Raw genomic sequence first — 25,718 nt, 5'->3', positions numbered from 1 at the left:
CAAAGTTACGCGCCGGCGCGTTCTTCATCCAGTAGACGAAGGGCGGTTTCACCAACCTTGCGCACGGCGGCTTCGATCTGCGGTGTCGGCCGCGCGGCGAAGTTCATGCGCAGGCAGTGGCGGAACTTGCCCGAGGCCGAGAAGATGCTGCCCACGGCAACCTGCACGTCCTGCTCCAGTAAAGCCCGGTTCAGGCGCAGCGTATCGAAATGTTCGGGTAATTCCACCCACAGCATGAAGCCGCCCTGGGGCCGGCTGATCCGGGTGCCCGCCGGGAAGTAGCGGGTCACCCAGTCGCTCATCAGGTCGCGGCCACGCTGGTACTGGCTGCGCATGCGCCGCACATGGGGCTGGTAGTGCCCGCCGGCGATGAAGTCGGCAATCGCCAACTGCGGCTGGCTGGCCGTGCTGCCGGTGCTGATGTACTTCATGTGCAGCACCCGCTCCAGGTAACGCCCGGGTGCTACCCAGCCTATCCGCAGGCCGGGGGCCAGGGTCTTGGAGAACGAGCTGCAGAGCAGCACGCGGCCATCGTCGTCAAACGACTTGAGGGTGCGCGGGCGCGGGTAGGTGTAGGCCAGGTCGCCGTAGACATCATCTTCCAGGATGGCCACGTCGTAGCGCTGGGCCAGGCTCAGCAGGGCCTTCTTGCGGGCCTCGGGCATGATATAGCCGAGCGGATTGTTGCAGCTGGGGGTGATCTGGATGAGCTTGATCGGCCACTGCTCCAAGGCCAGTTCCAACGCCTCCAGGCTGATACCGGTGACCGGGTCGGTGGGGATTTCCAGGGCTTTCATGCCCAGGCCTTTGAGAGTCTGCATGGCGCCGTGGAAGCTGGGGGAGTCGACCGCGACGATATCGCCCGGCTCGCACACCGCGCGGATGCTGCATGAGAGCGCCTCATGGCAGCCGGTGGTTATCACCAGGTCCGCCGGGCCCAGGCGGCAGCCGGAGTCGAGCATCAGCCGGGCCACCTGTTCGCGCAGGGCCAGGTTGCCGTGGATGTTGTCGTAGTACAGGCCGGGCATGTCCTGCCGCCGGCTTAGCTGGGCGAGGCTGCGCAGCAGTGGCTTGAGGGTGGGGCTGTCGATGTCGGGCATGCCGCGGCCGAGCTGGATCACGCCCTGGCGTGGGGTGCTGCGCACCAGTTCCAGCACCTGCTCCCACTGCGAAATGTCCACCGGGCGCTGGGCCGGGCGGCTGACGGCGGGCAGGGCCGGCAGGTGGCGGTGGTCGTTGACGAAGTAGCCGGACTTGGGCCGGGGCGAGACCATGCCGCTGTCTTCCAGCATGCGGTAGGCCTGCTGCACGGTGCTCAGGCTGACCCCGTGCTCCACGCTCAGAGCGCGTACCGACGGCAGGCGCTGGCCGGGACGGTACAGGCCCTGTTCGATACGGGCGCCAAGCAGTTCGGCGAGGTTCAGGTAAAGGGTCACGGCATACTCCTGCGTTGCTTTGGCATAGCGACCGGTACAGTTGCGGTGAAAATACAGCATTCAGTCGGCCGACGGCCAATTCTGTATGGGAATAATAAGGCTGTATTGGATCTGTATTGCCGGTGCTGCCGACGCGCATGCTTTCTCCACGGTATCGACTGAACGAGAGGATGCGGTGATGGGTGGCATGAGCGATGTGCGCTTGCAACTGTTGGCCAAGGAGCTGGAAGCCGGGCAGCAAGCCAAGGTGTTCAACGCGCCGGAAGGGTTGGGGCGTTGGGGGCTGATGCTGCATCGCTGGCATACCCGCAGGGCGCTGCTGCAGTTGACCGATGACGAGTTGCGCGATGTCGGGCTGAGCTGGGAGCAGGCCCTGACCGAGGGGCGTAAGCCCTTCTGGAAGGACTGATGCGATCTTTGTGGGAGCGGCCTTGTGTCGCGAAAGGGCCGCACAGCGGCCCCAGGATATTTGCATCACTGCATGAATTGCCGGGGCTGCTTCGCAGCCCTTTCGCGACACAAGGCCGCTCCCACAAGGGGCAGTGTGCAGCTTTCAGACCAGCTCTTTCAGGCGATGCCACAGCATCCCCAACGCCAGCAGCGGCGAGCGCAGGTGCTTGCCGCCGGGGAAGGTGATGTGCGGCACCTTGGCGAACAGGTCGAAACGCCCGCTTTCCTGGCCACTGATGGCCTCGCCCAGCAGGCGTGCGGCCAGGTGGGTGGCGTTGAGCCCATGGCCGGAGTAGGCCTGGGCGTAATACACGTTCGGCTGGCTGGCCAGGCGGCCAACCTGCGGCAGGCGGTTGGCGCCGATGCCGATCATGCCGCCCCACTGGTAGTCGATGCGCACATCGGCCAGTTGTGGGAACACCTTGAGCATCTTCGGCCGCATGTAGGCGGCGATATCCTTCGGGTCGCGGCCTGAATAGTGGCAGGCACCGCCGAACAGCAAGCGGTTGTCGGCGGACAGCCGGTAATAGTCCAGCGCCACACGCTGGTCACACACCGCCATGTTCTGCGGCAGCAGCGAGCGAGCGCGCTCTTCGCCCAGCGGCTCGGTGGCGATGATGTAGCTGCCGGCCGGCAATACCTTGCCGCCCAGCTCGCGGTTCAGGTTGTTGTGGTAGGCGTTGCAGCACAGCACCAGGGTCTTGGCGCGCACCCGGCCCTGGGCGGTGTGCACCTGCACTTGCGGGCCGTAGTCGATGCGGGTGACTTCGGACTGCTCGAACAGCTTCACGCCCAGGCGGCTGGCCACGGCCGCTTCGCCCAGGGCCAGGTTGAGCGGGTGCAGGTGGCCGGAGCCCATGTCGACCAGCCCGCCCACATAGCAGTCAGCGCCGACCACGCTGTGGATATCGTCCTTGCCCACCAGGCGCAATTCATGGGCGTAGCCCAGGCTGCGCAGTTCTTCGGCGTCTTCGGCAAAGCCCAGCAGTTCGGCAGGCTTGTTGGCCAGGTCGCAGTAACCCCAGGTCAGGTCACAGGCAATGGCATGCTTTTCGACCCGCTCGCGGACGATCTGCACGGCTTCCAGGCCCATCAGCTTCATGCTGCGTACGCCATCCTCGCCGATCACCGGGAGGAATTGTTCCAGACCGTGGCCGACGCCACGGATCAGCTGCCCACCATTGCGCCCGCTGGCGCCCCAACCGAGCTTGCGGGCTTCCAGCAGGATGACCGAGAAGCCGCGTTCGGCCAGTTCGATGGCCGTGTTCAGGCCCGAGTAGCCGCCGCCGACGATACACACGTCGGCGCTGTGCTCGCCTTGCAGGAAGGAATGGTCAGGGTGTGGCGCGCTGCTGGCGGCGTAATAGGAGGCGGCGTGCTGCGCGCTGTGGATCATTGGGCAGGTCCTGAGGCTGGTGGGCTGAGGGGAGGAGGATAAGCCGGGGTAGGGTGGTGGGCAACAAGGCGAGGACTGCGCCCTCGTTCGCGGGTAAACCCGCTCCCACAGGGACAGCGCAATGCCTGGTGCATCCACAATCCTGTGGGAGCGGGTTTACCCGCGAATGGGCCTATAATCGAACTTATCTATTAACTTTGTACCCAGCCATGTCCTGCAACCGCCACAAGATCCACTTCCTGCGCGAACTCATCCCTTCATTCGAGTGCGAGCCCGGCTGCCACGACTGCTGCGGCCCGGTCACCACGTCGGCGGAAGAAATGGCCCGCCTGCCGCGCAAGTCCCAGGCCGAGCAGGACGCCGCCCTGGAGCGCCTGGACTGTGTGCACCTGGGCCCCAACGGCTGCACGGTGTATGAAGAGCGCCCGATGATCTGCCGCCTGTTCGGCACCACTCCGCGGCTGGCGTGTCCGCGTGGTCGTGGCCCTGAACAGATGATCGAGCCCGCCGCCGAGCAGTTGGTCCACCAGTTCATTGCCACCACCCGCCAAGTGCTGGTTTGACCTCAGTCCGGGATCGGCAGGCAAAGGCTCTCCTTCACCTCTTCCATCACGATGTAGCTCTTCGATTCACGCACATGCGGCAGCTTCAGCAGGATGTCGCCAAGCAGCTTGCGGTACGAGGCCATTTCGGAAATACGCGCTTTCACCAGGTAGTCGAAGTCACCTGAAACCAGGTGGCATTCCAGTACGTGGGGCAGCTTCAGCACCGCACGGCGGAACTCTTCGAAGGTGTCGCCGGACTTGTAGTCCAGGCTGATTTCCACGAACACCAGCAGGCTGCCCTTGAGGTGCTGCGGGTTCAGGCGGGCGTTGTAGCCCATGATGATGCCCTCGCGCTCCAGGCGGCGGACGCGCTCGGTGCAAGGGGTGGTGGAAAGCCCGACTTTCTCGCCCAGTTCGGTGAAGGAAATCCGCCCGTCGTTCTGCAGGATACGCAGGATGTTACGGTCGATCTTGTCCAGTTCACGCTTGCTCTGGTGCTGGGTTCTCATAGGGGATGCCCCTCCGTGAAAGGCGATTTTGCCGAGAATTCTCGCCAATAATAGGCTTTTATATAGTGAATTGCACTGCCCTCAAATTCCTATACTGCGCGCATTCATGCCATTTCAATAAAAGTCTGCGGCGCGCCGCGTGCGAGGGATAAAACGATGCGAGTTCTGGTACTTGGTAGCGGTGTGATCGGAACCGCCAGTGCCTACTATCTGGCCCGGCAAGGTTTCGAAGTAACGGTGGTCGATCGCCAGCCGGCGGTGGCCATGGAAACCAGCTTTGCCAACGCCGGCCAGATCTCGCCCGGCTATGCCTCGCCCTGGGCCGCCCCTGGCGTGCCGCTGAAGGCCATCAAGTGGCTGCTGGAGCGCCACGCGCCCCTGGCCATCAAGCTCACCGGCGACGTCGACCAGTACCTGTGGATGGCACAGATGCTGCGCAACTGCACCGCCAGCCGTTACGCGGTGAACAAGGAGCGCATGGTGCGCCTGTCCGAGTACAGCCGTGACTGCCTCGACGAGCTGCGCGCCGAAACCGGTATTGCCTACGAAAACCGCAGCCTGGGGACTACCCAGCTGTTCCGTACTCAAGCTCAGGTAGATGCTGCGGCCAAGGATATTGCCGTGCTGGAACAGTCCGGCGTGCCTTACGAGCTGCTCGACCGCGACGGCATTGCCCGCGTCGAACCGGCCCTGGCTGGCGTCAAAGACATCCTGGCCGGTGCCCTGCGCCTGCCCAACGACCAGACTGGCGACTGCCAGCTGTTCACTACCAAGCTTGCCGAAATGGCCGTGAAGCTGGGCGTGGAGTTCCGCTTCGGCCAGGACATCCAGCGCCTGGACTTCGCGGGTGACCGCATCAATGGCGTGTGGATCGACGGCAAGCTGGAAACCGCCGACCGTTACGTGCTGGCGCTGGGCAGCTACTCGCCGCAGATGCTCAAGCCGCTGGGCATCAAGGCCCCGGTGTACCCGCTGAAGGGGTACTCGCTGACCGTGCCGATCACCAACGGCGACATGGCCCCGACCTCGACCATTCTCGACGAGACCTACAAGGTCGCGATCACCCGTTTCGACAACCGCATCCGCGTCGGCGGCATGGCTGAAATCGCCGGTTTTGACCTGTCGCTGAACCCGCGTCGGCGCGAAACGCTGGAGATGATCGTCAACGACCTTTATCCTCGCGGCGGTGATCTGAGCCAGGCAAGCTTCTGGACCGGCCTGCGCCCGGCGACCCCGGACGGTACCCCGATCGTCGGTGCCACGGCGTTCCGCAACCTGTTCCTGAACACCGGTCACGGCACTTTGGGCTGGACCATGGCGTGTGGCTCCGGTCGCCTGCTGGCCGACCTGATTGCGCGCAAGAAGCCGCAGATCAGTGCCGAAGGCCTGGACATTTCCCGTTATGGCAACAGCCCGGAAGTGGCCAAGCACGGGCAGACTGCGCCGGCTCACCAGCAGTAAGTCTGCCTGTACCGGCCTCTTCGCGGCTAAAGCCGCTCCCACAGGGATCGTATGTTCCCGGACATTGTGTGGTCCCCTGTGGGAGCGGCTTCAGCCGCGAAAGACCCAAAACCGATTTCAACCCGAACCACCATAAGGCATGCCGCCATGCGTCCCGCCCGCGCCCTGATCGACCTCCAGGCCCTGCGCCACAACTACCGTCTGGCCCGTGAACTGACCGGTGCCAAAGCCCTCGCCGTGATCAAGGCTGACGCCTACGGCCACGGTGCCGTGCGCTGTGCCCTGGCCCTGGAGGCCGAAGCCGACGGCTTTGCCGTGGCCTGCATCGAAGAGGCGCTGGAGCTGCGTGCCGCCGGTATCAAGGCCCCGGTACTGCTACTCGAAGGTTTCTTCGAAGCCAGCGAACTGGCCCTGATTGCCGAGCACGACCTGTGGTGCGTGGTGCACTCGCTGTGGCAGCTGGAAGCAATCGAGAAGACCCAGGTGCACAAGCCGCTCACCGTCTGGCTCAAGCTCGACAGCGGCATGCACCGTGTCGGCCTGCACCCCAAGGACTACCACGAGGCCTACCAGCGCCTGCTGGCCAGCGGCAAGGTCGTGCGCATCGTGCTGATGAGCCACTTCGCCCGCGCCGACGAGCTGGATGCCGACGCCACCGCCCAGCAGATCGCCGTGTTCGAGGCCGCCCGCCAGGGCCTGGCCGCCGAGTGCAGCCTGCGCAACTCGCCCGGCGTGCTGGGCTGGCCGCAGGCCCCCAGCGACTGGGTGCGCCCGGGCCTGATGCTGTACGGTGCCACACCGTTCGAAGTGGCCCAGGCCGAGGCCGAGCGCCTGCAACCGGTGATGACCCTGCAATCGCGGGTGATCAGCGTGCGCGAGCTGCCCGCCGGGGAGCCGGTGGGCTATGGCGCCAAGTTCGTCAGCCCACGGCCAACCCGCGTTGGCGTGGTCGCCATGGGCTATGCCGATGGCTACCCACGGCAGGCGCCCAACGGTACCCCGGTGCTGGTCGCCGGCAAGCGCACCCAACTGATCGGCCGGGTGTCGATGGACATGCTCAGCATCGACCTGACCGATGTGCCGGAAGCCACCGTCGGCAGCCCGGTCGAACTGTGGGGCAAGCATGTGCTGGCCAGCGAAGTGGCCGCGCACGCGGGTACCATTCCCTACCAGATTTTCTGCAACCTCAAGCGGGTACCGCGGGACTACATCGGCGAATGACACGCTGAAGCGGACAGGTTGAGGGGCGGTGTGTTGTAAATACTGAACGGCATTGCCATGATATCGTTCACATCCACCCCCTTTTCCACCGTTTCAGGAGGCTCCAGCTTTGGACGTCGGCGAACGACTGCAAGCCATCCGCAAGCTCAAGGGCCTGTCCCAGCGTGAACTCGCCAAGCGTGCCGGCGTGACCAACAGCACCATCTCGATGATCGAGAAGAACAGCGTGAGCCCGTCGATCAGCTCGCTGCGCAAGGTGCTGAGCGGCATTCCCATGTCCATGGTCGAGTTCTTCTCGGTCGAGCTGGAACCTGAAAGCCCCACGCAGATCGTCTACAAGGCCCATGAGCTGATCGACATCTCCGACGGTGCGGTGACCATGAAGCTGGTCGGCAAGTCGCACCCCAATCGTGCCATCGCCTTTCTCACCGAGGTGTATCCACCGGGTGCCGACACGGGGGCCGAAATGCTGACCCACGACGGGGAAGAAACCGGCATCCTGCTTGAAGGCCGCCTGGAGCTGGTGGTCGGCAACGAGATCTTCATCCTTGAAGAGGGCGACAGCTACTACTTCGAAAGCACCCGCCCGCACCGCTTTCGCAACCCGTTCGACCGGCCGGCGCGGTTGATCAGTGCGGCGACGCCTTCAAACTTTTGATCCAGCGCAGTGCATTGATTCGGCAATACCCCTTTCCCGTGTAGGGTCGTTTCACGGCCTCTGGGTTCCCGCTATACTTTTCAACGCTCGCCGATCCGTGGCCGCGAGCGTGATTAGCCACCATGAGGGTGTTCGCGTGAACCAAATCAAGAAGATGCTGGCCGTACCAGCAGCCGTATTCGCCCTCTGGGCAATGAGCGCAACCGCTGCGACCAACGATGACATCGCCAAGCGCCTGGAGCCGGTTGGCCAGGTGTGCGTCCAGGGCCAGGAGTGCAAGGGCATGGAAGTGGCCGCTGCCGCAGGTGGCGGTGGTGCCAAGACGCCGGACGAGATCATCGCCAAGCACTGCAATGCCTGCCATGGCTCCGGCCTGCTCGGCGCGCCGAAGATTGGCGATACCGCAGCGTGGAAGGAACGCGCCGACCACCAGGGCGGCCTGGATGGCATCCTGGCCAAGGCCATTACCGGCATCAACGCCATGCCGCCGAAAGGCACCTGCGCGGATTGCTCGGATGACGACCTGAAAGGGGCGATCAAGAAGATGTCCGGGCTGTGAGAGACAGCTGAATTGCATGAGGCCCGCCATCAATGGCGGGCTTTGTTTTTTGTGGTGCCTGTGCCGTCCCTTTCGCGGCTAAAGCCGCTCCCACAGGTACAGCACAAGACTCGCACAGGCAACCAACCCACCAAAGCCCATGTCCAACCCCTGAACCCATGGATGTCTCAGGAGGCCCCGATGCACCTCTGCTCCATCGACCAGGCCGTCGAGCAAGTCCTGTCGCGCCTGCCAGCCCACATCCACATGGGCCTGCCGCTGGGCCTGGGCAAGCCCAATGCTTTCGTCAACGCCCTCTATGCCCGTGTACGCGAGCTTCCCGAGCGGCAACTGACCATCTACACCGCCCTGTCCCTCGGCCGCCCATCACTGGGCGATGGCCTGCAGCGGCGCTTTCTGGAGCCCTTTGTCGAGCGCGTTTTCGCCGATTACGAAGAGCTCACTTACCTCGCCGACCTGCGCAACGACAGCCTGCCGCCGAAAATCCGCGTGGAACAGTTCTTCATGCAGCCCGGCAGCCTGCTGCACAGCGCGTCGGCCCAGCAGAGCTACATCAGCAGCAACTACAGCCACGCCGCGCGCGACATCAACGCCAAGGGCCTGAACCTGATCGCGCAACTGGTGGCCGCCACCCCCGAGAGGCCCGTGCACCTGAGCCTGGCCTGCAACCCTGACATCACCCTCGACCTGCTGCCGATGATCGCCAAGCGTCGCGCCGCCGGCGAAACCATCCTCATGCTCGGTCAGGTGCATGCCGAACTGCCTTACATGCCGGGTGATGCCGAGCTACCCATCGATGCGTTCGACCTGCTGATCGATACAGCCGAGCAACGCCGCCTGTTCTCCACGCCGAACATGCCGGTCAACACCCAGGACCATTGCATCGGCCTGCACGCCAGCAGCCTGGTACACGACGGCGGCACCCTGCAGATAGGCATTGGCGCCATGGGTGACGCACTAACTGCTGCACTGCTGGCGCGCCAGGGTGACAACGCCGGCTATCGTGCCGTGCTCGACGCGCTGGATATCGGCCCGTGGAAAGCGCTGATCGAACGGGAAGGGGGCCTGGATCCCTTCGCCCAGGGCCTGTACGGCTGCAGCGAAATGTTCGTCAACGGCCTGCTGGCTTTGGCTGATGCGGGCCTGTTGCGGCGCCCGGCGGATGAGCAGGGTGCAGCAGTGCTGCATGGCGGTTTCTTCCTCGGCCCCCAGGCGTTCTACCAGCGCTTGCGCGACATGCCGCTGGAACAGCGCGCACGGTTTGCCATGACGCGTATCAGCTTCATCAACGAGCTGTACGGGCAGGAGCAGCTCAAGCGTCGCCAACGCCGCGATGCGCGCTTCATCAACACCGTGTTCGGCATGACCCTGCTTGGCGCCGGGGTGGCCGACCAGTTGGAGGATGGCCGGGTACTCAGTGGCGTGGGCGGGCAGTACAACTTCGTCGCCCAGGGCCACGCGCTGGAGGGCGGGCGTTCGATCCTGCTGCTGCGCAGCTGGCGTGAGGCGGGCGGGGAGGTAACTTCGAACCTGTTCTGGAACTATGGCCATTGCACCATCCCCCGGCACTTGCGCGATATCGTGGTGACCGAGTACGGCATCGCCGACCTGCGTGGGCAGACCGACAGTGAGGTGATTGCGCGGTTGCTGGCGGTATGCGATTCGCGGTTCCAGCAGGGGCTGATCGAGCAGGCAAAGGACGCCGGCAAGCTGGCCAGGGATTTTCAACTGGAGGCGCGCTTTACCGACAACACGCCGCAGCGGCTGGAGGCGATCAGGGCGCAGCACTCGCGGTTGTTCCCGGAGTATCCGCTGGGCACGGACTTGACGGCTGAAGAACGGGATTTGCTGCGGGCGCTGAACTGGCTGAAGAGCAAGTTCAAGCTGAGCGAGGTGCTGGAGCTGGGCAAGGCAGCGCTGGATGCGCCGGGGCCGGAGGGCTATGCGAGGCATCTTGTGCGGATGCAGCTGGACCAGCCGCAGGGGCTGAAGGAAGAGCTTTACCAGCGGTTGCTGCTGGCGGGCTTACAGGCTGCAAAATAAGCGCTCGGACATACTGTCCCCTGTGGGAGCGGGTTTACCCGCGAATGCGATGGCGCATCCCAAATCGCCTTCGCGGGTAAACCCGCTCCCACAGAGATCGCGTAGCGGCCTTATTCGATGAAGGACACCACACCACCTTCCAGCGACTTCACCCGGGCCAGCGATTCAACGCGGTAGCCCTGGCTGTCCAGCTCGGCACGGCCGCCCTGGAACGACTTCTCGATCACGATACCCAGGCCGGCCACGGTAGCCCCGGCTTGCTTGATGATCGAGATCAGCGCCTGCGACGCCTTGCCGTTGGCCAGGAAGTCGTCGATCACCAGCACGCGGTCGCTGCTGTTGAGGTGACGCGGCGAGATGGCCACGGTGTTCTCGGTCTGCTTGGTGAAGGAGTACACCGAGGCGGTCAGCAGGTTCTCGGTCAGGGTCAGCGACTGGTGCTTGCGGGCGAAGATCACCGGCACGCCCAGCTTCAGGCCAGTCATCACCGCCGGGGCAATGCCCGAGGCTTCGATGGTGACGATCTTGGTCACGCCCGCGTCCGCGAACAGGCGGGCGAACTCGTCACCGATCAGCTGCATCAGCGCAGGGTCGATCTGGTGGTTGAGAAACGCGTCGACTTTGAGAACCTGATCGGAAAGCACGATGCCTTCTTCGCGAATCTTCTGATGCAGTGCTTCCACTGTGGTATTCCTCGATGTAACAAAGGTGGCCGCAAATGGCGGCAAATTTAAAGAGTAATGGTTGATCAGCGTTTGAGCATTGCCCGGATATCGGCCAGGGCGTTGTTGCCCCGTGCGGCCTTTACCTCGACCGGCGCATCGTCCAGGCCTTCCCAGGCCAGGTCTTCCGGTGGCAGTTCATCGAGGAACCGGCTGGGCGTGCAGTCGATGATTTCTCCGTACTGCTTGCGCTTGGCGGCGAAGGTGAAGGCCAGGGTCTGGCGCGCGCGGGTGATACCCACGTAGGCCAGGCGGCGTTCCTCTTCGATGGTGTCGGCCTCGATGCTGGAGCGGTGCGGGAGAATTTCCTCTTCCATGCCCATGATGAACACGTAGGGGAATTCCAGGCCTTTGGAGGCATGCAGGGTCATCATCTGCACACCTTCGGCGTTCTCTTCCTCTTCCTGCTGGCGCTCGAGCATGTCGCGCAGCACCAGCTTGCCGATGGCGTCCTCGATGGTCATGTCACCCTCTTCGTCTTTTTCGAGGGTGTTCTTCAGCGCTTCGACCAGGAACCAGACGTTGCTGATGCGAAATTCTGCAGCCTTGTCGCTGGCGGTCTGCTGGCGGATCCAGTTCTCGTAGTCGATATCGCGGATCATCTCGTGCAGCGCGGCAATCGGGTCTTCCAGGGCGACCTTGTGGCGCACACCGTCCAGCCAGTGCTTGAAGCGCTGTAAACGCTCGGTGTAGCGGGCGTCCAGGTGCTCACCGAGGCCCAGTTCCTCGCTGGCGGCGTACATCGAAATCTTGCGCTCGGTGGCGTAGTTGCCGAGTTTTTCCAGGGTGGTGGAGCCGATTTCGCGGCGCGGTACGTTGATCACTCGCAGGTAGGCGTTGTCATCGTCCGGGTTCACCAGCAGGCGCAGGTAGGCCATCAGGTCCTTGACCTCCTGGCGGCCGAAGAAGCTGTTGCCGCCCGACAGGCGATATGGCACCTGGTGGTGCTGCAGCTTCAGTTCGATCAGCTTGGCCTGGTAGTTGCCGCGGTAGAGGATGGCAAAGTCGCTGTACGGGCGGTTGGTGCGCAGGTGCAGGGTGAGGATTTCCATGGCCACGCGTTCGGCCTCGGCTTCCTCGTTCTTGCAGCGGATGACGCGGATCTCGTCGCCCACGCCCATCTCGCTCCACAGCTGCTTCTCGAACGCGTGCGGGTTGTTGGCGATCAGCACGTTGGCGCAGCGCAGGATGCGGCTGGTGGAGCGGTAGTTCTGCTCCAGCATCACCACTTTCAGGGAGGGGTAGTCCTCCTTGAGCAGCATCAGGTTTTCCGGCCGGGCGCCACGCCAGGCGTAGATCGACTGGTCGTCGTCACCCACCACGGTGAACTGGTTGCGCATGCCGATCAGCATCTTCACCAGCAGGTACTGGCTGGCGTTGGTGTCCTGGTATTCGTCCACCAGCAGGTAGCGCACGCGGTTTTGCCAGCGTTCCAGCACATCGGGGTGCTCCTGGAACAGCTTGACCGGCAGCAGGATCAGGTCGTCGAAATCCACCGCGTTGAACGCCTTGAGCGTGCGCTGGTAGTGGGTGTAGACGATGGCGGCGGTCTGCTCGCGCGGGTTGCGCGCCTTCTCCAGGGCCTCTGCGGGCAGGATCAGATCGTTCTTCCAGGCACCGATCATGTTCTTGATCTCGTCGATGCCGTCGTCGCCGGAGTATTCCTTCTGCATGATGTCCGACAGCAACGCCTTGATGTCGGACTCGTCGAAGATCGAGAAGCCCGGCTTGTAGCCCAGGCGCTCGTGCTCCCTGCGGATGATGTTCAGGCCCAGGTTGTGGAAGGTGCACACCGTCAGGCCACGGCCTTCCCCCGGACGCAGCAGGGTGCCGACCCGTTCCTTCATCTCGCGTGCGGCCTTGTTGGTGAAGGTCATCGCCACGATGTACTGGGCACGGATGCCGCAGTTCTGGATGAGGTGGGCAATCTTGCGCGTGATCACGCTGGTCTTGCCCGAGCCTGCACCGGCGAGCACCAAAAGAGGGCCGCCGACATAGTCACGGGCTTCTTGCTGCCGGGGATTGAGTCGGGACATGCTAGAAACCGGGGGTCGCCAGAAAATAGCCGCGCATTCTAACAGGCATGGGGCGATTGTGGCGCGACCGTCTGACGTCTGAGTCAAATATGTAAACGGGATTTGCCGGCTGGCGCAGTTTCGCGCAGGATGCACGACAAAATACGTCGGGATGCTACGCCCGTAAAAACATGTATTAAAGTGAAAATCATTTCCATTAATGCAGTAGCATACCTGGCAGTTTCCGTTGCACCGTGAAGCCCTAAGGAGCCCGCTTGTCCACGCCTGTCGAACCATTGCGTTTGCTGCTGTTGGCCGATGAGCCGGAATGGGCCGCGCTGCTACGCGCGTGCATGCCTGCCCTGGGTGGCAGCGCCGTGCTGCTGACGGCGCCAAACTGGGAGGCGGTCGACAGCCTGTTCAACCAGGACCGCCAGGCTGTCGTGCTGGCAACCCCGGCCCTGCAGCCGGCGCCCGGGCGCTGCGAGTTGCCGACCATCCTGCTGCTCGACCACGAGCCCCAGGTTGCGCCCAGCGCCGTCAGTGACTGGCTGGTGCATGACCAGCTCAATGCCGACACCTTGCGCCGCTCGCTGCGCCATGTGCGCGAGCGCGGTGTGCTGGTGGCCACCTTGCAGCGTCTGGCCGAGCAGGACCCGCTGACCGGTATCGCCAACCGCCAGGGTTTCCAGGCCTTGCTGACCGCGCGCCTGGCCGAGAACGACGGCCGCGGCCTTGCCCTCGGCCATCTGGACCTGGACAACTTCCGCCATGTCAACGATGCCCTCGGCCACCAGAGCGGCGACCGCCTGATCCTGCAGGTGGTGGCGCGCCTGAAGCAGCAACTGGAGGCGGGCGACCAGCTGGCGCGGCTGGGCAGCGACGAGTTTGCCCTGCTGATCGACACCCGCCGCGACCCCAACCGTGCCGAATGGATTGCCGAGCGGATTGTCGAGGCGTTGGCCGAGCCCTACTGGATCGACGGTGAAAGCCTGCTGCTGGGCTGCAGCCTGGGCCTGGCCCATGCCCGCGCCCAGGGTGGCGCCGACCCGCTGATGTGGCACGCGCACATCGCCATGCGCCAGGCCAAGGGCAGCCAGGGTTGCACCTTCCATGTGTTCAACGAACGCATCAACCGCAACGCCCGTAGCCTGGCCGACCTGGAAAGCGAACTGCGCCGCGCCCTGCGCCGTGACGAGCTGGAGCTGCATTACCAGCCGCGGTTGAACCTGGCCGACGGGCGTATCGTCGGCCTCGAGGCGCTGGTGCGCTGGCGGCATGCCGAGCGCGGCCTGTTGCCGCCCAGCGAGTTCGTGCCGCTGGCCGAGCAGAGCGGCCTGATCGTGCCGCTGGGCTACTGGGTGATTTCTCGTGCCCTGCATGACATGCAGGCGCTGTGCGAACGCGGCCTGGAGCCGCTGCACATGGCGGTCAACCTGAGCTTCCGCCAGTTCCAGGACAGCCAACTGCTGGCGACCTTGAGCCGCCTGATTCTCGAGCATGGCGTGGATGCCCGCTGGCTGGAGTTCGAGCTGACCGAAACGGCGGTGATGCGCCGCAACGAGCTGGTGCGCCAGACCATGGACGCCCTGGGGCGCCTGGGCGTGCGCTTCTCGCTCGATGATTTCGGTACCGGGTTCTCTTCGTTCGTGCACCTGAACAGCCTGCCGATCACCTTGCTCAAGGTGGACCGCAGCTTTGTCGCGGAAATGGAAATGCGCGAGGAGAACCGCAAGCTGGTACACGCCATGATCAACCTGGCGCACAACCTCAACCTTGAAGTGGTGGCCGAAGGGGTGGAGAGTGAAGAGCAGATGGCGTTGTTGCGCGGGTTTGGCTGTGACCAGGTTCAGGGTTTCCTGGTCAGCAAGCCGCTGCCGGTGGGGGAGTTGATGGAGTTCTTGCTGCAGGCGACCGGCTGCCAGTTGGGCGCAGCCCTTTAGGGCCCTTTCGCGGGTGAACCCGCTCCCACAGGCTTTGCACAGGATTCAGACCCTGCGCAGTCCCTGTGGGAGCGGGTTTACCCGCGAAGAGGCCCGCAAGTCAGGCCGAAGCCGTAGCCGCGCCACCCATCCCGGCCTTACCCAAAAGCCGCTTCATGCGCCACTCAAAGCCAAAGGTCAGCGCCACCGCCGCACACGCCAACCCCAACGCCAGCCCCCACCACACTCCGACCGCACCACCGCCCAGGTTGAAGGTGAACAGCCAGGCACTCGGCGCCCCCACCAGCCAGTAGCACACCAGCCCGATCAGGAAGGTGGTCTTGGCATCCTTCAGCCCACGGATCGAGCCCATCGCAATCGTCTGCATGCCATCGAATAGCTCGAACCACGCCGCCACCATCAGCAACTGCACCGCCAGCTGGAAGATCGCCGCAAATGCCGGGTCGTCACGGTCGATGAACAGCCCCACCAGCGTATCGGGCAGCAGCCAGAACAGCGCGGCGAAGGCAAACATGATCATCGCCCCGAAGCCGATGCCCACCCGCCCGGCGCTGCGCGCTGCCAGCAGGTTGCCGGCGCCGTAGTACAGCCCCACGCGCATGGTCACCGCATACGACAACCCGGTCGGCACCATGAACGCCGTGGAGACGATCTGCAGGGCGATCTGGTGCGCCGCCAGCTCGGTACTGCCCAGCACGCCCATGCACAGCGCAGCGAAGGCGAACAGGCCGACTTCCACCATGTAGGTGCCGCCAATCGGCAGGCCCAGCCGCCACAGCTCGCGCAGGGCCGGCAACGACGGGCGCGACAGGCCCTTGCGCAGCGGGTAGGCGGCATAGGCCGGGTGCCAGCGGATATACAGCGCCAGGGCAATGGCCATGCCCATCGACACCACCGCGGTGACCAGGCCGATGCCCATCAGGCCTAGCTTGGGCAGGCCGAACATGCCTTCGATCAACGCTACGTTGAACAGGTAGTTGAGCACCGTGCCGACCAGGCTGATGACCATCACCGGGGTCGAGCGGCCCAGCGCGCTGGTGAAACCGCGCAAGGCCATGAAGGTCAGGTAGCCGGGCAGGGCCAGTGGCAGCAGGGTGAGGAATTCGGCGGCCGAAGCAACGTTCTCGGGCTTTTGCCCGAACAGCAGCAGTACCGGCTCCAGGTTCCACAGCACCAGCGCAGCGAACAGCGCCAGGCCCCAGGCCAGCCACAAGCCGCCCTGCGCCAGGCGGGTGGCACCGTCGATGTCGTTGGCGCCCTTGCGGATCGCCACCAGGGTGCCGACCGCAGCGATCACGCCCAGGCAGAAGATCGACACGAACGAGTAGCTCGCCGCGCCCAGGCCGCCGCCGGCCAGGGCTTGCGGGCTGATGCGGGCCATCATCAAGGTATCGGTCAGCACCATCAGCATGTGCGCCAACTGCGAGGCAATCAGCGGCCCGGCCAGGCGCAGCAAAGCCTTGAGTTCTGTGGTGGGCGCGACATGCATGGGGCAGTCCTTTTCCTGGGGTGATCAACGAAGGGCGATTCTGAGGCTTTGGTCAACTTTGCACAAAAGGATAAAAGCGATCATTGGCATGAGTCTGACTCATGCATATATGCTTTCCGGTGATTCGCTCCACAGCCCCTTATGGCAGGTACCTCATGTCCCGTCAGCTCCCCCCGCTGTATGCCCTGCGCGCATTCGAAGCCGCTGCGCGGCTAAGCTCCTTCACCCGTGCCGGCGAAGAGCTGTCGATCACCCAGAGCGCGGTCAGCCGGCATATCCGCACGCTGGAGGAGCACTTTGCCTGCCGCCTGTTCGTGCGCAGCGGCCGCAGCCTGCAACTGACCGAAGCGGCGCGGGTGCTGCTGCCCGGTGTGCGCGAAGGCTTTGCCGCGCTGGAGCGGGCTTGCGATACCTTGCGCGGTGAAGATGACATCCTGCGCATGAAGGCCCCCTCGACCCTGACCATGCGCTGGTTGCTGGCGCGTCTGAGCCGCTTTCGCCATTTGCAGCCTGGCAATGAAGTGCAGCTGACCAGCGCCTGGATGGATGTCGACCATGTGGACTTCAACCAGGAACCGTTCGATTGCGCGGTGTTGCTCAGCGACGGCGTGTTCCCGCCGGACTGGGAAGTGCGCAAGCTGTTCCCGGAGTTGCTGATCCCCGTGGGTGCGCCAGACCTGCTCGACGAGGAACCCTGGGACGAGCGCCGGCTGGCCTGCATCGAGTTGCTGCACCCCACGGTGGACAAGCGCGACTGGCGGGAGTGGCTGGAGCGCATGGGGCTGAGTGACAAGGTTTCGCTCAAGGGCGGGCAGGTGTTCGACACCCTGGAGCTGGGCATGATTGCCGCGGCGCGTGGCTATGGCATTTCCATGGGCGATTTGCTGATGGTGGCCGAGGATGTGGCACAGGGGCGCTTGAGCCTGCCGTGGCCGACGGCGGTGCCCAGCGGGATGGATTATTACCTGGTGTGGCCGCGCACTCGGCCAGGGGGCGAGCGGTTGCGGCGTTTGAGCGCGTTTCTGGAAGAGGAGGTGGCGGCGATGGATTTGCCGGATGTGCAGATTCTGCCGCCCCTCTGATCGCTTGTACCGGCCTCTTCGCGGGTAAACCCGCTCCCACAGGTCAAGCGTAGGCCTGTGGGAGCGGGTTTACCCGCGAAGAGGCCGCAATGCCTTACATCGAGCCCAGATTCAGAGCCTGTGCACACGCCTGCAGCGACCGGCGCTCACTCTGTGCATACAACGCCAGCTCATCCTGTACCTGCAGCCCCAGCGCCTCTTCGAACGCGTCGCGGTTGGCGTTGCTGCCGTACTCGGCCTGCGCATCGTCACCCAGGTTGGACTGGAAGATCCCCGCCGCGCTCACCGGCAGGAAGTCCTCGTACACCAGCGCCTCGAAGTGCACATGGCCAGCCTCGATCAGCCCCTCCAGTGTGGTCGGGCGGTCATCCTGGTCGCGCGCGGCCAGGCCTTTTTCGGTGGCGAAGTAGCGGAAGTAGGACAGGCCCTGTTCACGCATCTGCGCCAGGTCATCCGGGAATTCGGCAAAGGTGTCCTTCAACAACGCCATGTAGCGTTCGGCATTGGCCTCGGCCGGGGCGCCACCCAGGGCGGCGCGGGTGGCGTCGAGCAGTTTGTCGTACAGCTGGCGACCTTTCGGCGTCAGTGCCGCGCCGCGTTGCTCGATTTCGCCGAAGCGCGCGGTATGGCTGCCTTCGCTGCCCTGCTGGTCGCTGAACGCAACCTTTTCCTGCAGGGCCTTGAAGCTGGTCTGGCGCAGCAGGATCGGGTGACGGCGGGTGGGCGGACCTTCGACCACGGCCTTCGGCGGGATGCCTTTGGCCGGCATGCCGATCTGGATTGCATCGATGTCCAGGGTGCGCGGGGTCAGGTGGTTGATGTGCGGGCCCTTGAAGGCCACCACATCGGCGATCAGGCGGTGCTGGTCGTGCAACTGCTGGTACTGCTCGGCAGTGACGGTGGCGTCATGGTGCCAGCGGAAGGTGTGCAGCGCTTCCTGTACGAACGCCTCGGCATCGACGGCGTTCAGGCCGCCATCGCGCTCGCACTGGGCGATCAGTTCGAGGGCGCGGGCGGTGAAGATCTGGCGCTTGGCCAGGATGCTTTCGGCCAGCTGGCGCAGCTGTGGGTTGTCGATCAGCTCCAGGCGCAGTAGCGAGGTGAATACGCGGAACGGGCTGACGTGCAGCGACTGCTCGTGCACCGCGCGGAAGGCGGTGGAATGCACCGGCACGCCGGCGGAGCTGAGGTCGTAGTAGCCGACCGGCTGCATGCCCATGACCGCGAACAGCCGGGCGATGGTGGCCAGCTCTGCGGCGGTGCCGACGCGGATGGCACCATGGCGCTCCTGGTCCAGGCGCTCGATTTCGCCGGTCCAGCGCAGGGCCTCGGCAACCTCGGGTTGCTGGGCCATGACTTGCTGGTTGATTTCGCTCACCAGCTCCAGCAGCGTGCCGTACAGGGGCACTTCCTGTTTGTACATGAGCGACATGGCGGCAGAGAACTGCGCGCGGATGCTGTCGGGGCTGACGAAATCGTTGGCGGGCATCGCTAGCTTCCTGGTTGGGTTCGGACGCTTACATGAAAGCTGGGAATGCACTTGGCTCACAAGCGAAAAAAAGTGAGTGTGTCATTCCTTTTTTGATCGACCTCAAGGGCCCTTTCGCGGGTACCTCACAGGGCTCAGGCCTTGCGCGATACCTGTGGGAGCGGGTTCACCCGCGAAGAGGCCATCAAGCCTGAAGCTGCTCGCGAATCCACTCCACCAATGCCCTCACCTTGGGCACCTCCGCCGCATGCTCGGCATACGCCAGGTAATGCGCCCCGGCACTGCGCATCGCATGGTTCCAAGGTACCACCAAACTCCCCTCGGCCAACTCCTTCGCCGCCAGGTAGCGCGGCACCAACGCCACCCCGCACCCGGCCTGCGCCGCGCTCAAGGCCATATAGAACGTATCGAAGCGCGGCCCGTGGTAGGCGCTGACGCTCTGCAAGCCCAATTCCAGGAACCACTCGTGCCAGGCCTCGGGCCGCGAGGTGCTCTGTAGCAGCACCAGTTCGGCCAGCTCCCCGGCATCATTCAGTTCACGCCCGGCCAGCAGCTCCGGCGCACATACCGGCACCACCTCTTCACGGAACAGTTCCACGCAGGTGGCCCCCGGCCAGGTGCCCTGGCCATAGAAAAACACCACGTCCGCCGAGCCCTGCAGCAGGGCGAACGGCTCCATCTCGTTGCGAATGTCCAGGTGGATGTTGCCGTGGCGTTTGCCAAAGCCCTTGAGGTGCGGGATCAACCAGCGCACGCCAAAACTCGGTTGAGTGGCTACCTTCAGTATCTCGGTCTGCTCGCCGTAGGTGAGCACGTAGCGGCTGGACATGTCGACCTGGGTGAGGATCTTGTTGACCTCGGCCAGGTACAGGCTGCCCGCCGGCGTCAGCTGCAGGCGGCGGCGGATACGCAGGAACAGGTGATGGCGCAACATGTCTTCAAGCTGCGCCACCTGCTTGCTGACCGCACTCTGGGTCAGGTGCAGCTCTTCGGCGGCACGGGTAAAGCTCAAATGGCGGGCTGCAGCTTCAAAGCACTGCAGGGCGGTCATGGAGGGCACCAGGCGTTTGGACATAGCGGTCTCTGCGGCTCAAATCATTACCTGACGGAATGATATGCGGAATAAAGGTCGTTTGTTGTACCTATGTGATCGGATTAATACTGATCCACATCATTTTTCCACCCCATCACCCGATGTAGGAGAAGCACAAATGGTTGCTGGATTGCTCGAGCGCCTTGGCGTTGCCGCCGAGGCTTACACCCAGGGCGACTACCCTGTTCACACGCCGATCGACGGCAGCCAGATCGCCTCGGTGAAACTGCTCGGCAAGGCCGAGACCATCGCCCGCATCGATCAGGCCCAGAGCGCCTTCGAAGCCTGGCGCAGCGTGCCGGCCCCGCGCCGTGGCGAGCTGGTGCGCCTGTTCGGCGAAGTGCTGCGTGAGCACAAGGCCGACCTCGGCGAGCTGGTATCGATCGAAGCCGGCAAGATCACCCAGGAAGGCCTGGGCGAAGTGCAGGAAATGATCGACATCTGCGACTTCGCCGTTGGCCTGTCGCGCCAGCTGTACGGCCTGACCATCGCTTCCGAGCGCCCTGGCCACCACATGCGTGAAACCTGGCACCCGCTGGGCGTGGTCGGCGTGATCAGCGCCTTCAACTTCCCGGTCGCAGTCTGGGCCTGGAACACCGCCCTGGCCCTGGTCGCCGGTAACTCGGTGGTGTGGAAACCGTCCGAGAAGACCCCGCTGACCGCCTTGGCCTGCCAGGCGCTGTTCGAAAAAGCCCTGAAAGCCTTCGGCGATGCCCCGGCTGGCTTGGCACAACTGGTGATCGGCGGCCGTGAAGCCGGCGAAGCCATGGTCGACGACCCGCGCGTACCGCTGGTCAGCGCCACCGGTAGCACCCGCATGGGGCGCGAAGTCGGCCCACGTGTGGCTGCCCGCTTCGGTCGCAGCATCCTCGAACTGGGCGGCAACAACGCCATGATCCTGGCCCCGAGCGCCGACCTCGACCTGGCCGTGCGCGGCATCCTGTTCTCCGCAGTCGGCACCGCCGGCCAGCGTTGCACCACCCTGCGCCGCCTGATCGTGCACCGCTCGATCAAGGACGAAGTGGTTGCCCGCGTAAAAGCCGCCTACGGCAAGGTGCGTATCGGCGACCCACGCAAGGACAACCTGGTGGGCCCACTGATCGACAAGCAGTCGTTCGACGCCATGCAGGGCGCGCTGGCCAAGGCCCGCGACGAAGGTGGCCAGGTGTTTGGTGGCGAGCGTCAGCTGGCCGACCAGTACCCGAACGCCTACTACGTGTCGCCTGCCATTGCCGAAATGCCGGCGCAGAGCGACGTGGTGCGCCACGAAACCTTCGCCCCGATCCTGTACGTGCTGGCCTACGATGACTTCGAAGAGGCCCTGCGCCTGAACAACGAAGTGCCACAAGGCCTGTCGTCGTGCATCTTCACCACCGACATCCGTGAAGCCGAACGCTTTCAGAGCGCCTCGGGCAGCGACTGCGGCATCGCCAACGTCAACATCGGTACCAGCGGCGCCGAGATCGGCGGTGCGTTCGGTGGCGAGAAGGAGACTGGCGGTGGCCGTGAGTCCGGTTCGGATGCCTGGAAAGGCTACATGCGTCGCCAGACCAACACCGTGAACTACTCGCGCGAGCTGCCGCTGGCGCAGGGTATCGTGTTCGACTGATCGGCTGATGCTGCATGGCCGGGGGCCTGGCCCCCGGTTCGCGGGTAAACCCGCTCCCACAGGTACAACACAGTTTTCGAAACCTGTGATGCACCTGTGGGAGCGGGTTTACCCGCGAATGGGTCGCACAACGGCCCCAAACAAGAACAAATTGCTGGAGCCGGGCCATGTCCGAACTGCGTCAAGAATGCTTGTGGGAATTCGTCAGCAAACCGACCGTCGCCGCCCAGGCCCTGGCCGGTGAGCACAAGGCCGATGTCTGCGTAATCGGTGGCGGCATTACCGGCCTGTCGGCGGCCATCCACCTGCTCGAACAGGGCAAGTCGGTGATTCTGCTGGAGGCCTGGAAGATCGGGCACGGTGGCTCCGGGCGCAACGTCGGCCTGGTCAACGCGGGCACCTGGATCCGCCCCGACGATGTCGAGGCCACTCTCGGCCAGCAGCAGGGCAGCCGCCTGAACAAGGTCCTCGGTGAAGCGCCGGCTGAAGTGTTCGCCATGATCGAACGCCTTGGCATCGATTGCCAGGCCCAGCACAAAGGCACGCTGCACATGGCGCACAACGCCACCGGTATCGCCGACCTCGAGGCCCGCCACGAACAATGGCGTCGCCGAGGTGCCGACGTCGAGCTACTGACCGGCGCCCAGTGCCAGGAATACTGCGGCACCGACAAGATTTCCGCCGCGCTGCTCGACCGCCGCGCCGGCACCATCAACCCCATGGGCTACACCCAGGGCCTGGCCGCAGCGGTGGCACGCCTGGGCGGCAAGCTGTTCCAGCAGTCTTCGGTCGAAGGCCTGGAGCGTGACGGCGATGCCTGGCGGGTGAAGACCGCACGCGGTTCGGTGCGCGCCGAGAAGGTGGTGATTTCCACCGGCGCCTACACCGAAGGCGACTGGAGCAACCTGCAGAAGCAGTTCTTCCGTGGCTATTACTACCAGGTGGCGTCCAAGCCGTTGCAGGGTGCTGCAGCCGACAAGGTGCTACCACATGGCCAAGGCTCGTGGGACACCCGCACCGTGCTCAGCAGCATCCGTCGCGACGACCAGGGCCGCCTGCTGCTCGGCAGCCTGGGCCGGGTCGACAACAAGCCGGCGTGGTTCGTGCGCAGCTGGGCAGACCGGATCCAGAGCCACTACTACCCCGAGTTGGGCAAGGTCGAGTGGGAAATGCACTGGACCGGCTGCATCGACTTCACCCCCGACCACCTGATGCGGCTGTTCGAGCCGGCGCCGGGGCTGGTGGCGGTGACCGGGTACAACGGGCGGGGTAATACTACCGGGACCGTGATTGGCCGGGCGTTTGCCGAGTTTTTGCTGAAGGGGGAGGCGGACAGCCTGCCGATTCCGTTCTCGCCGATGAAGGGCGTGAGTGCGCCCTCGCTGCGGACGGCGTTCTATGAGTCCGGGTTCTCGCTGTACCACGCGGGGCAATGTTTGAGAGTTGTGTTGTAAGTACTGGCCTCTTCGCGGGTAAACCCGCTCCTACAGGTACTGCGCAGCGTTCTGAGTGTGCGCGGTCTCTGTGGGAGCGGGTTTACCCGCGAAGGGGCCAGCACAGGCTTACTTGTGCAACCAGCTGAGGAAGCCGCCTTTCTTGATCGAAACCGGTTTTTGCAGCAACAACGACTCCCGGTTCTGCCGCCGGAACCGCTGCAACTTGCTCAACGCCGTCTGCACATCGCCGCGTTGCACCAGGCAGCTCTTCACCTGTTCCTTGTCGATCCGATACAGCACGCAACCGGTCAGCGTGCGGAACTCGGCCAGCGAGTCCTCCTCGTCGACGATCCCCTCGATCCCCAGCACCTCGCCTGGCCCCATGCGCCCGGCCTCGACCAGCTTGTCGCCATCGCGGATCGACGCCGAAACCACTCCGCTGCCAATCACCAGCAAATGATCGGAGTGCTCGCCCACCCCCAGGATCACCTGGTCCGCCAGGTATTCCACGGTCGTCATGCGCTGGCTCAGCGCATCGCGCTCTTCACTGCTCAGTGAGCGGAACACCCGCACCTCGTCCAGCACCTCGCGCTGGCGGCTGCGGGGTGGCATGGCCAGGTCGGCGTTCCACATCACCCCGCTGGCCTCCAGGTGGCGGTGGGCCAGGTCGAACAGCTGGTTGCGCGCGTCGCCCTTGGCGCCTGCATCGGCCACGAAACCACTGGCTTCGTACTCCACGGACTCCAGCGTCGAGGCTTTCACCGTCACCTTTGGTTTTGGCGTTGCAAGAATGGCACTCACGCCTTGCAAGGCCTTTTCCAGCGCATCGAACACCCGCTTGGGCCGCACCTTGGCCGGCACCACCACGCTGATCGACACCCCGTGTACATCGGCCGGGCGGCTGTGGTTGAGCAGCCGGGCCTTGGCCGCCACCGAGTTGGGGATCACCGCCAGGCTGCCGGTGCTGGTGAGCAGGCGGGTGGCGCGCCAGTCGATTTCCAGCACCTTGCCGTCGGTGCCGTCGATGGAGATCGAGTCGCCAATCTGATACGGCCGCGTGGTGTTCAGGATGATGCCACTGAATACGTCGGCCAGTGTGCTCTGCAGCGCCAGGCCGATGACGATGGCCATTACCCCCGACGTGGCCAGCAGGCCCTTCACCGGCAACTGCAATACATAGCCTGCGGCAGCGACCACGGCAGCCAGGAAGATCAGCGCGCCCAGCACATCCTGCAGCAAACGCCCGCCGTGGCTGCCACGGGCACCCAGCAACAGGCCGAACACCACCGTCACCGTGCGCGCACCGAACAGCCACCAGCCTATCGCCAGTACCGTGGCAATCAGGTTGCGCGAGACATCATCAGGCCAGGGTGGCGGTTGCAGCGGGCTCATGCCGGCGGCCACCAGCACCGAGCTGAACAGCAGGAACAGCACCAGCCGCGCGCCTATGCGCCAGGCCCGCTGCTGTAGAGGTATCAGTTGCCAGAGCACAAGGTCGAGCAGGATCAGGGCAGTGCCGAGCAGCAACGGGTATGACTGGATGAACGCCAGCATGGTGGTCTCGGGTAAGGGGAGGGCTGTGGGTAGTAATAGAGCAGGTTGGCCGGGCAGGCAATGGGGCCTGTGCCGGCCTCTTCGCGGCTAAAGCCGCTCCCACAGGTACTGCGCACGATTCAAATCCAGCGCAATCCCTGTGGGAGCGGCTTTAGCCGCGAAAGGGCCGGTACAGCCCACACAAAACCATCGTTCATAAAACAGAACGCTAGAGCCAAAAACTGCTATCTACCGCCAAAAAGGTCATGGTTTTAATCTTCTCCCATCAACGCGAAACACCCCACTTACTGAAAAAATCAAAACCCTTGGGAGCAACGACCATGACCAACTTCAAATACAACCGCCTGAACAAAGACGACGCCGCTGTCCTGCTGGTCGACCACCAGGCTGGCCTGCTGTCCCTGGTCCGTGACATCGAGCCGGACGCGTTCAAGAACAACGTGCTGGCCCTGGCCGACCTGGCCAAGTTCTTCAACCTGCCGACCATCCTCACCACCAGCTTCGAGCAAGGCCCCAACGGCCCGCTGGTACCAGAGCTGAAAGCCCTGTTCCCGGACGCCCCGTACATCGCCCGCCCAGGCCAGATCAACGCCTGGGACAACGAAGACTTCGTCAAGGCGGTGAAGGCCACCGGCAAGAAGCAACTGATCATCGCCGGCGTGGTGACTGAAGTGTGCGTAGCCTTCCCGGCGCTGTCGGCCCTGGAGGAAGACTTCGAAGTGTTCGTGGTCACTGATGCCTCCGGCACCTTCAACGCGATGACCCGCGACGCCGCCCACGACCGCATGAGCCAGGCCGGCGCACAACTGATGACCTGGTTCGGCGTGGCCTGTGAGCTGCACCGCGACTGGCGCAACGACATCGAAGGGCTGGCGGCGCTGTGCTCCAACCACATCCCGGACTACCGCAACCTGATCACCAGCTACAACGCTTTCAACGCCAACAAGTAAGCCTGATGCGCGGGCACCGCAAACCGGTGCCCGCCAAGGCAGCACACCTGTCCAATCC

21 protein-coding genes are annotated in these 25,718 nt (G+C 64.2%); 12 read left to right on the top strand and 9 right to left on the bottom strand.

Annotated features, from left to right (window positions below; all coding sequences use genetic code 11):
- Window positions 1-5 precede the first annotated feature (5 nt).
- A complete protein-coding gene (locus tag A4C63_RS08005; protein WP_172827494.1) occupies window positions 6-1,436 on the bottom strand; it encodes a PLP-dependent aminotransferase family protein in 1,431 nt (476 codons plus the stop codon).
- Between the two features lie 178 nt (window positions 1,437-1,614).
- Here A4C63_RS08005 and A4C63_RS08000 point away from each other — a divergent pair, with 178 nt between their 5' ends.
- The gene (locus A4C63_RS08000; RefSeq protein ID WP_063912221.1) at window positions 1,615-1,845 is read left to right on the top strand and encodes a DUF1127 domain-containing protein; all 231 of its coding nucleotides are present in this window, start codon (window positions 1,615-1,617) and stop codon (window positions 1,843-1,845) included.
- Window positions 1,846-1,989: 144 nt separating this feature from the next.
- Here A4C63_RS08000 and A4C63_RS07995 read toward each other — a convergent pair whose 3' ends face one another.
- Entirely contained in the window at window positions 1,990-3,282 is a 1,293-nt protein-coding gene (locus A4C63_RS07995) for an FAD-binding oxidoreductase (RefSeq protein WP_063912220.1), read from the bottom strand.
- A gap of 209 nt (window positions 3,283-3,491) precedes the next feature.
- Here A4C63_RS07995 and A4C63_RS07990 point away from each other — a divergent pair, with 209 nt between their 5' ends.
- Entirely contained in the window at window positions 3,492-3,845 is a 354-nt protein-coding gene (locus A4C63_RS07990; RefSeq protein WP_013974780.1) for a YkgJ family cysteine cluster protein, read from the top strand.
- A gap of 2 nt (window positions 3,846-3,847) precedes the next feature.
- Here A4C63_RS07990 and dadR read toward each other — a convergent pair whose 3' ends face one another.
- A complete protein-coding gene (gene dadR, locus A4C63_RS07985) occupies window positions 3,848-4,336 on the bottom strand; it encodes a transcriptional regulator DadR (protein WP_003258963.1) in 489 nt (162 codons plus the stop codon).
- A gap of 156 nt (window positions 4,337-4,492) precedes the next feature.
- Here dadR and dadA point away from each other — a divergent pair, with 156 nt between their 5' ends.
- The 5 genes from dadA to A4C63_RS07960 all read left to right on the top strand — a co-directional run bounded on the left by dadA (window position 4,493) and on the right by A4C63_RS07960 (window position 10,278).
- Window positions 4,493-5,797: a D-amino acid dehydrogenase gene (gene dadA, locus A4C63_RS07980; protein WP_063912219.1), complete on the top strand. Its 1,305-nt coding sequence runs from the start codon at window positions 4,493-4,495 to the stop codon at window positions 5,795-5,797.
- Window positions 5,798-5,944: 147 nt separating this feature from the next.
- On the top strand, window positions 5,945-7,018 hold the full coding sequence (gene alr, locus A4C63_RS07975; RefSeq protein WP_063912218.1) for an alanine racemase: 1,074 nt from the start codon (window positions 5,945-5,947) through the stop codon (window positions 7,016-7,018).
- 109 nt (window positions 7,019-7,127) lie between these two features.
- Window positions 7,128-7,676 (top strand): cupin domain-containing protein, encoded by a 549-nt coding sequence (locus A4C63_RS07970; protein ID WP_013974777.1) that lies wholly within the window; start codon window positions 7,128-7,130, stop codon window positions 7,674-7,676.
- Between the two features lie 154 nt (window positions 7,677-7,830).
- On the top strand, window positions 7,831-8,235 hold the full coding sequence (locus A4C63_RS07965; RefSeq protein WP_038408395.1) for a cytochrome c5 family protein: 405 nt from the start codon (window positions 7,831-7,833) through the stop codon (window positions 8,233-8,235).
- Between the two features lie 180 nt (window positions 8,236-8,415).
- Complete coding sequence (locus A4C63_RS07960) at window positions 8,416-10,278, top strand: acetyl-CoA hydrolase/transferase C-terminal domain-containing protein (RefSeq protein ID WP_063912217.1); 1,863 nt, start codon at window positions 8,416-8,418, stop codon at window positions 10,276-10,278.
- Between the two features lie 110 nt (window positions 10,279-10,388).
- Here the strand turns inward: A4C63_RS07960 and A4C63_RS07955 are convergent, their stop codons facing one another.
- Both A4C63_RS07955 and rep read right to left on the bottom strand, forming a co-directional pair.
- The gene (locus A4C63_RS07955) at window positions 10,389-10,961 is read right to left on the bottom strand and encodes a xanthine phosphoribosyltransferase (protein ID WP_003253535.1); all 573 of its coding nucleotides are present in this window, start codon (window positions 10,959-10,961) and stop codon (window positions 10,389-10,391) included.
- A 65-nt stretch (window positions 10,962-11,026) separates the two neighbouring features.
- Complete coding sequence (gene rep / locus A4C63_RS07950; protein WP_063912216.1) at window positions 11,027-13,036, bottom strand: DNA helicase Rep; 2,010 nt, start codon at window positions 13,034-13,036, stop codon at window positions 11,027-11,029.
- A gap of 254 nt (window positions 13,037-13,290) precedes the next feature.
- On the opposite strand from rep, the gene A4C63_RS07945 reads away from it, so the two are divergent.
- Window positions 13,291-14,958 (top strand): bifunctional diguanylate cyclase/phosphodiesterase, encoded by a 1,668-nt coding sequence (locus A4C63_RS07945; protein ID WP_063912215.1) that lies wholly within the window; start codon window positions 13,291-13,293, stop codon window positions 14,956-14,958.
- Window positions 14,959-15,058: 100 nt separating this feature from the next.
- Here A4C63_RS07945 and A4C63_RS07940 read toward each other — a convergent pair whose 3' ends face one another.
- Window positions 15,059-16,447 (bottom strand): NorM family multidrug efflux MATE transporter, encoded by a 1,389-nt coding sequence (locus tag A4C63_RS07940; RefSeq protein WP_063912214.1) that lies wholly within the window; start codon window positions 16,445-16,447, stop codon window positions 15,059-15,061.
- Window positions 16,448-16,602: 155 nt separating this feature from the next.
- Between A4C63_RS07940 and A4C63_RS07935 the strand changes: the two genes are divergently transcribed.
- Window positions 16,603-17,529 carry a LysR substrate-binding domain-containing protein gene (locus tag A4C63_RS07935; RefSeq protein ID WP_063912213.1) on the top strand — a complete coding sequence of 309 codons (927 nt, stop codon included), beginning with the start codon at window positions 16,603-16,605 and terminating at the stop codon, window positions 17,527-17,529.
- Between the two features lie 94 nt (window positions 17,530-17,623).
- Here A4C63_RS07935 and A4C63_RS07930 read toward each other — a convergent pair whose 3' ends face one another.
- The gene (locus A4C63_RS07930) at window positions 17,624-19,018 is read right to left on the bottom strand and encodes a VOC family protein (RefSeq protein WP_063912212.1); all 1,395 of its coding nucleotides are present in this window, start codon (window positions 19,016-19,018) and stop codon (window positions 17,624-17,626) included.
- Window positions 19,019-19,202: 184 nt separating this feature from the next.
- Complete coding sequence (locus A4C63_RS07925) at window positions 19,203-20,093, bottom strand: LysR family transcriptional regulator (protein WP_063912211.1); 891 nt, start codon at window positions 20,091-20,093, stop codon at window positions 19,203-19,205.
- Between the two features lie 136 nt (window positions 20,094-20,229).
- On the opposite strand from A4C63_RS07925, the gene A4C63_RS07920 reads away from it, so the two are divergent.
- Complete coding sequence (locus A4C63_RS07920; protein ID WP_003253547.1) at window positions 20,230-21,720, top strand: aldehyde dehydrogenase family protein; 1,491 nt, start codon at window positions 20,230-20,232, stop codon at window positions 21,718-21,720.
- A 167-nt stretch (window positions 21,721-21,887) separates the two neighbouring features.
- On the top strand, window positions 21,888-23,174 hold the full coding sequence (locus A4C63_RS07915) for an FAD-binding oxidoreductase (protein WP_063912210.1): 1,287 nt from the start codon (window positions 21,888-21,890) through the stop codon (window positions 23,172-23,174).
- Window positions 23,175-23,282: 108 nt separating this feature from the next.
- On the opposite strand, the gene A4C63_RS07910 is transcribed toward A4C63_RS07915, so the two are convergent.
- Window positions 23,283-24,710: a mechanosensitive ion channel family protein gene (locus A4C63_RS07910; protein WP_063912209.1), complete on the bottom strand. Its 1,428-nt coding sequence runs from the start codon at window positions 24,708-24,710 to the stop codon at window positions 23,283-23,285.
- Between the two features lie 320 nt (window positions 24,711-25,030).
- Here A4C63_RS07910 and ycaC point away from each other — a divergent pair, with 320 nt between their 5' ends.
- Complete coding sequence (gene ycaC, locus A4C63_RS07905; RefSeq protein WP_063912208.1) at window positions 25,031-25,660, top strand: isochorismate family cysteine hydrolase YcaC; 630 nt, start codon at window positions 25,031-25,033, stop codon at window positions 25,658-25,660.
- Window positions 25,661-25,718: the final 58 nt, after the last annotated feature.

It is taken from the genome of Pseudomonas sp. p21, from assembly GCF_001642705.1.
In the GTDB taxonomy this organism is placed as follows: Bacteria; Pseudomonadota; Gammaproteobacteria; order Pseudomonadales; family Pseudomonadaceae; genus Aquipseudomonas.
Note: the sequence above shows the minus strand (reverse complement) of the source record. Positions and strands in the feature narration are given on the sequence as shown.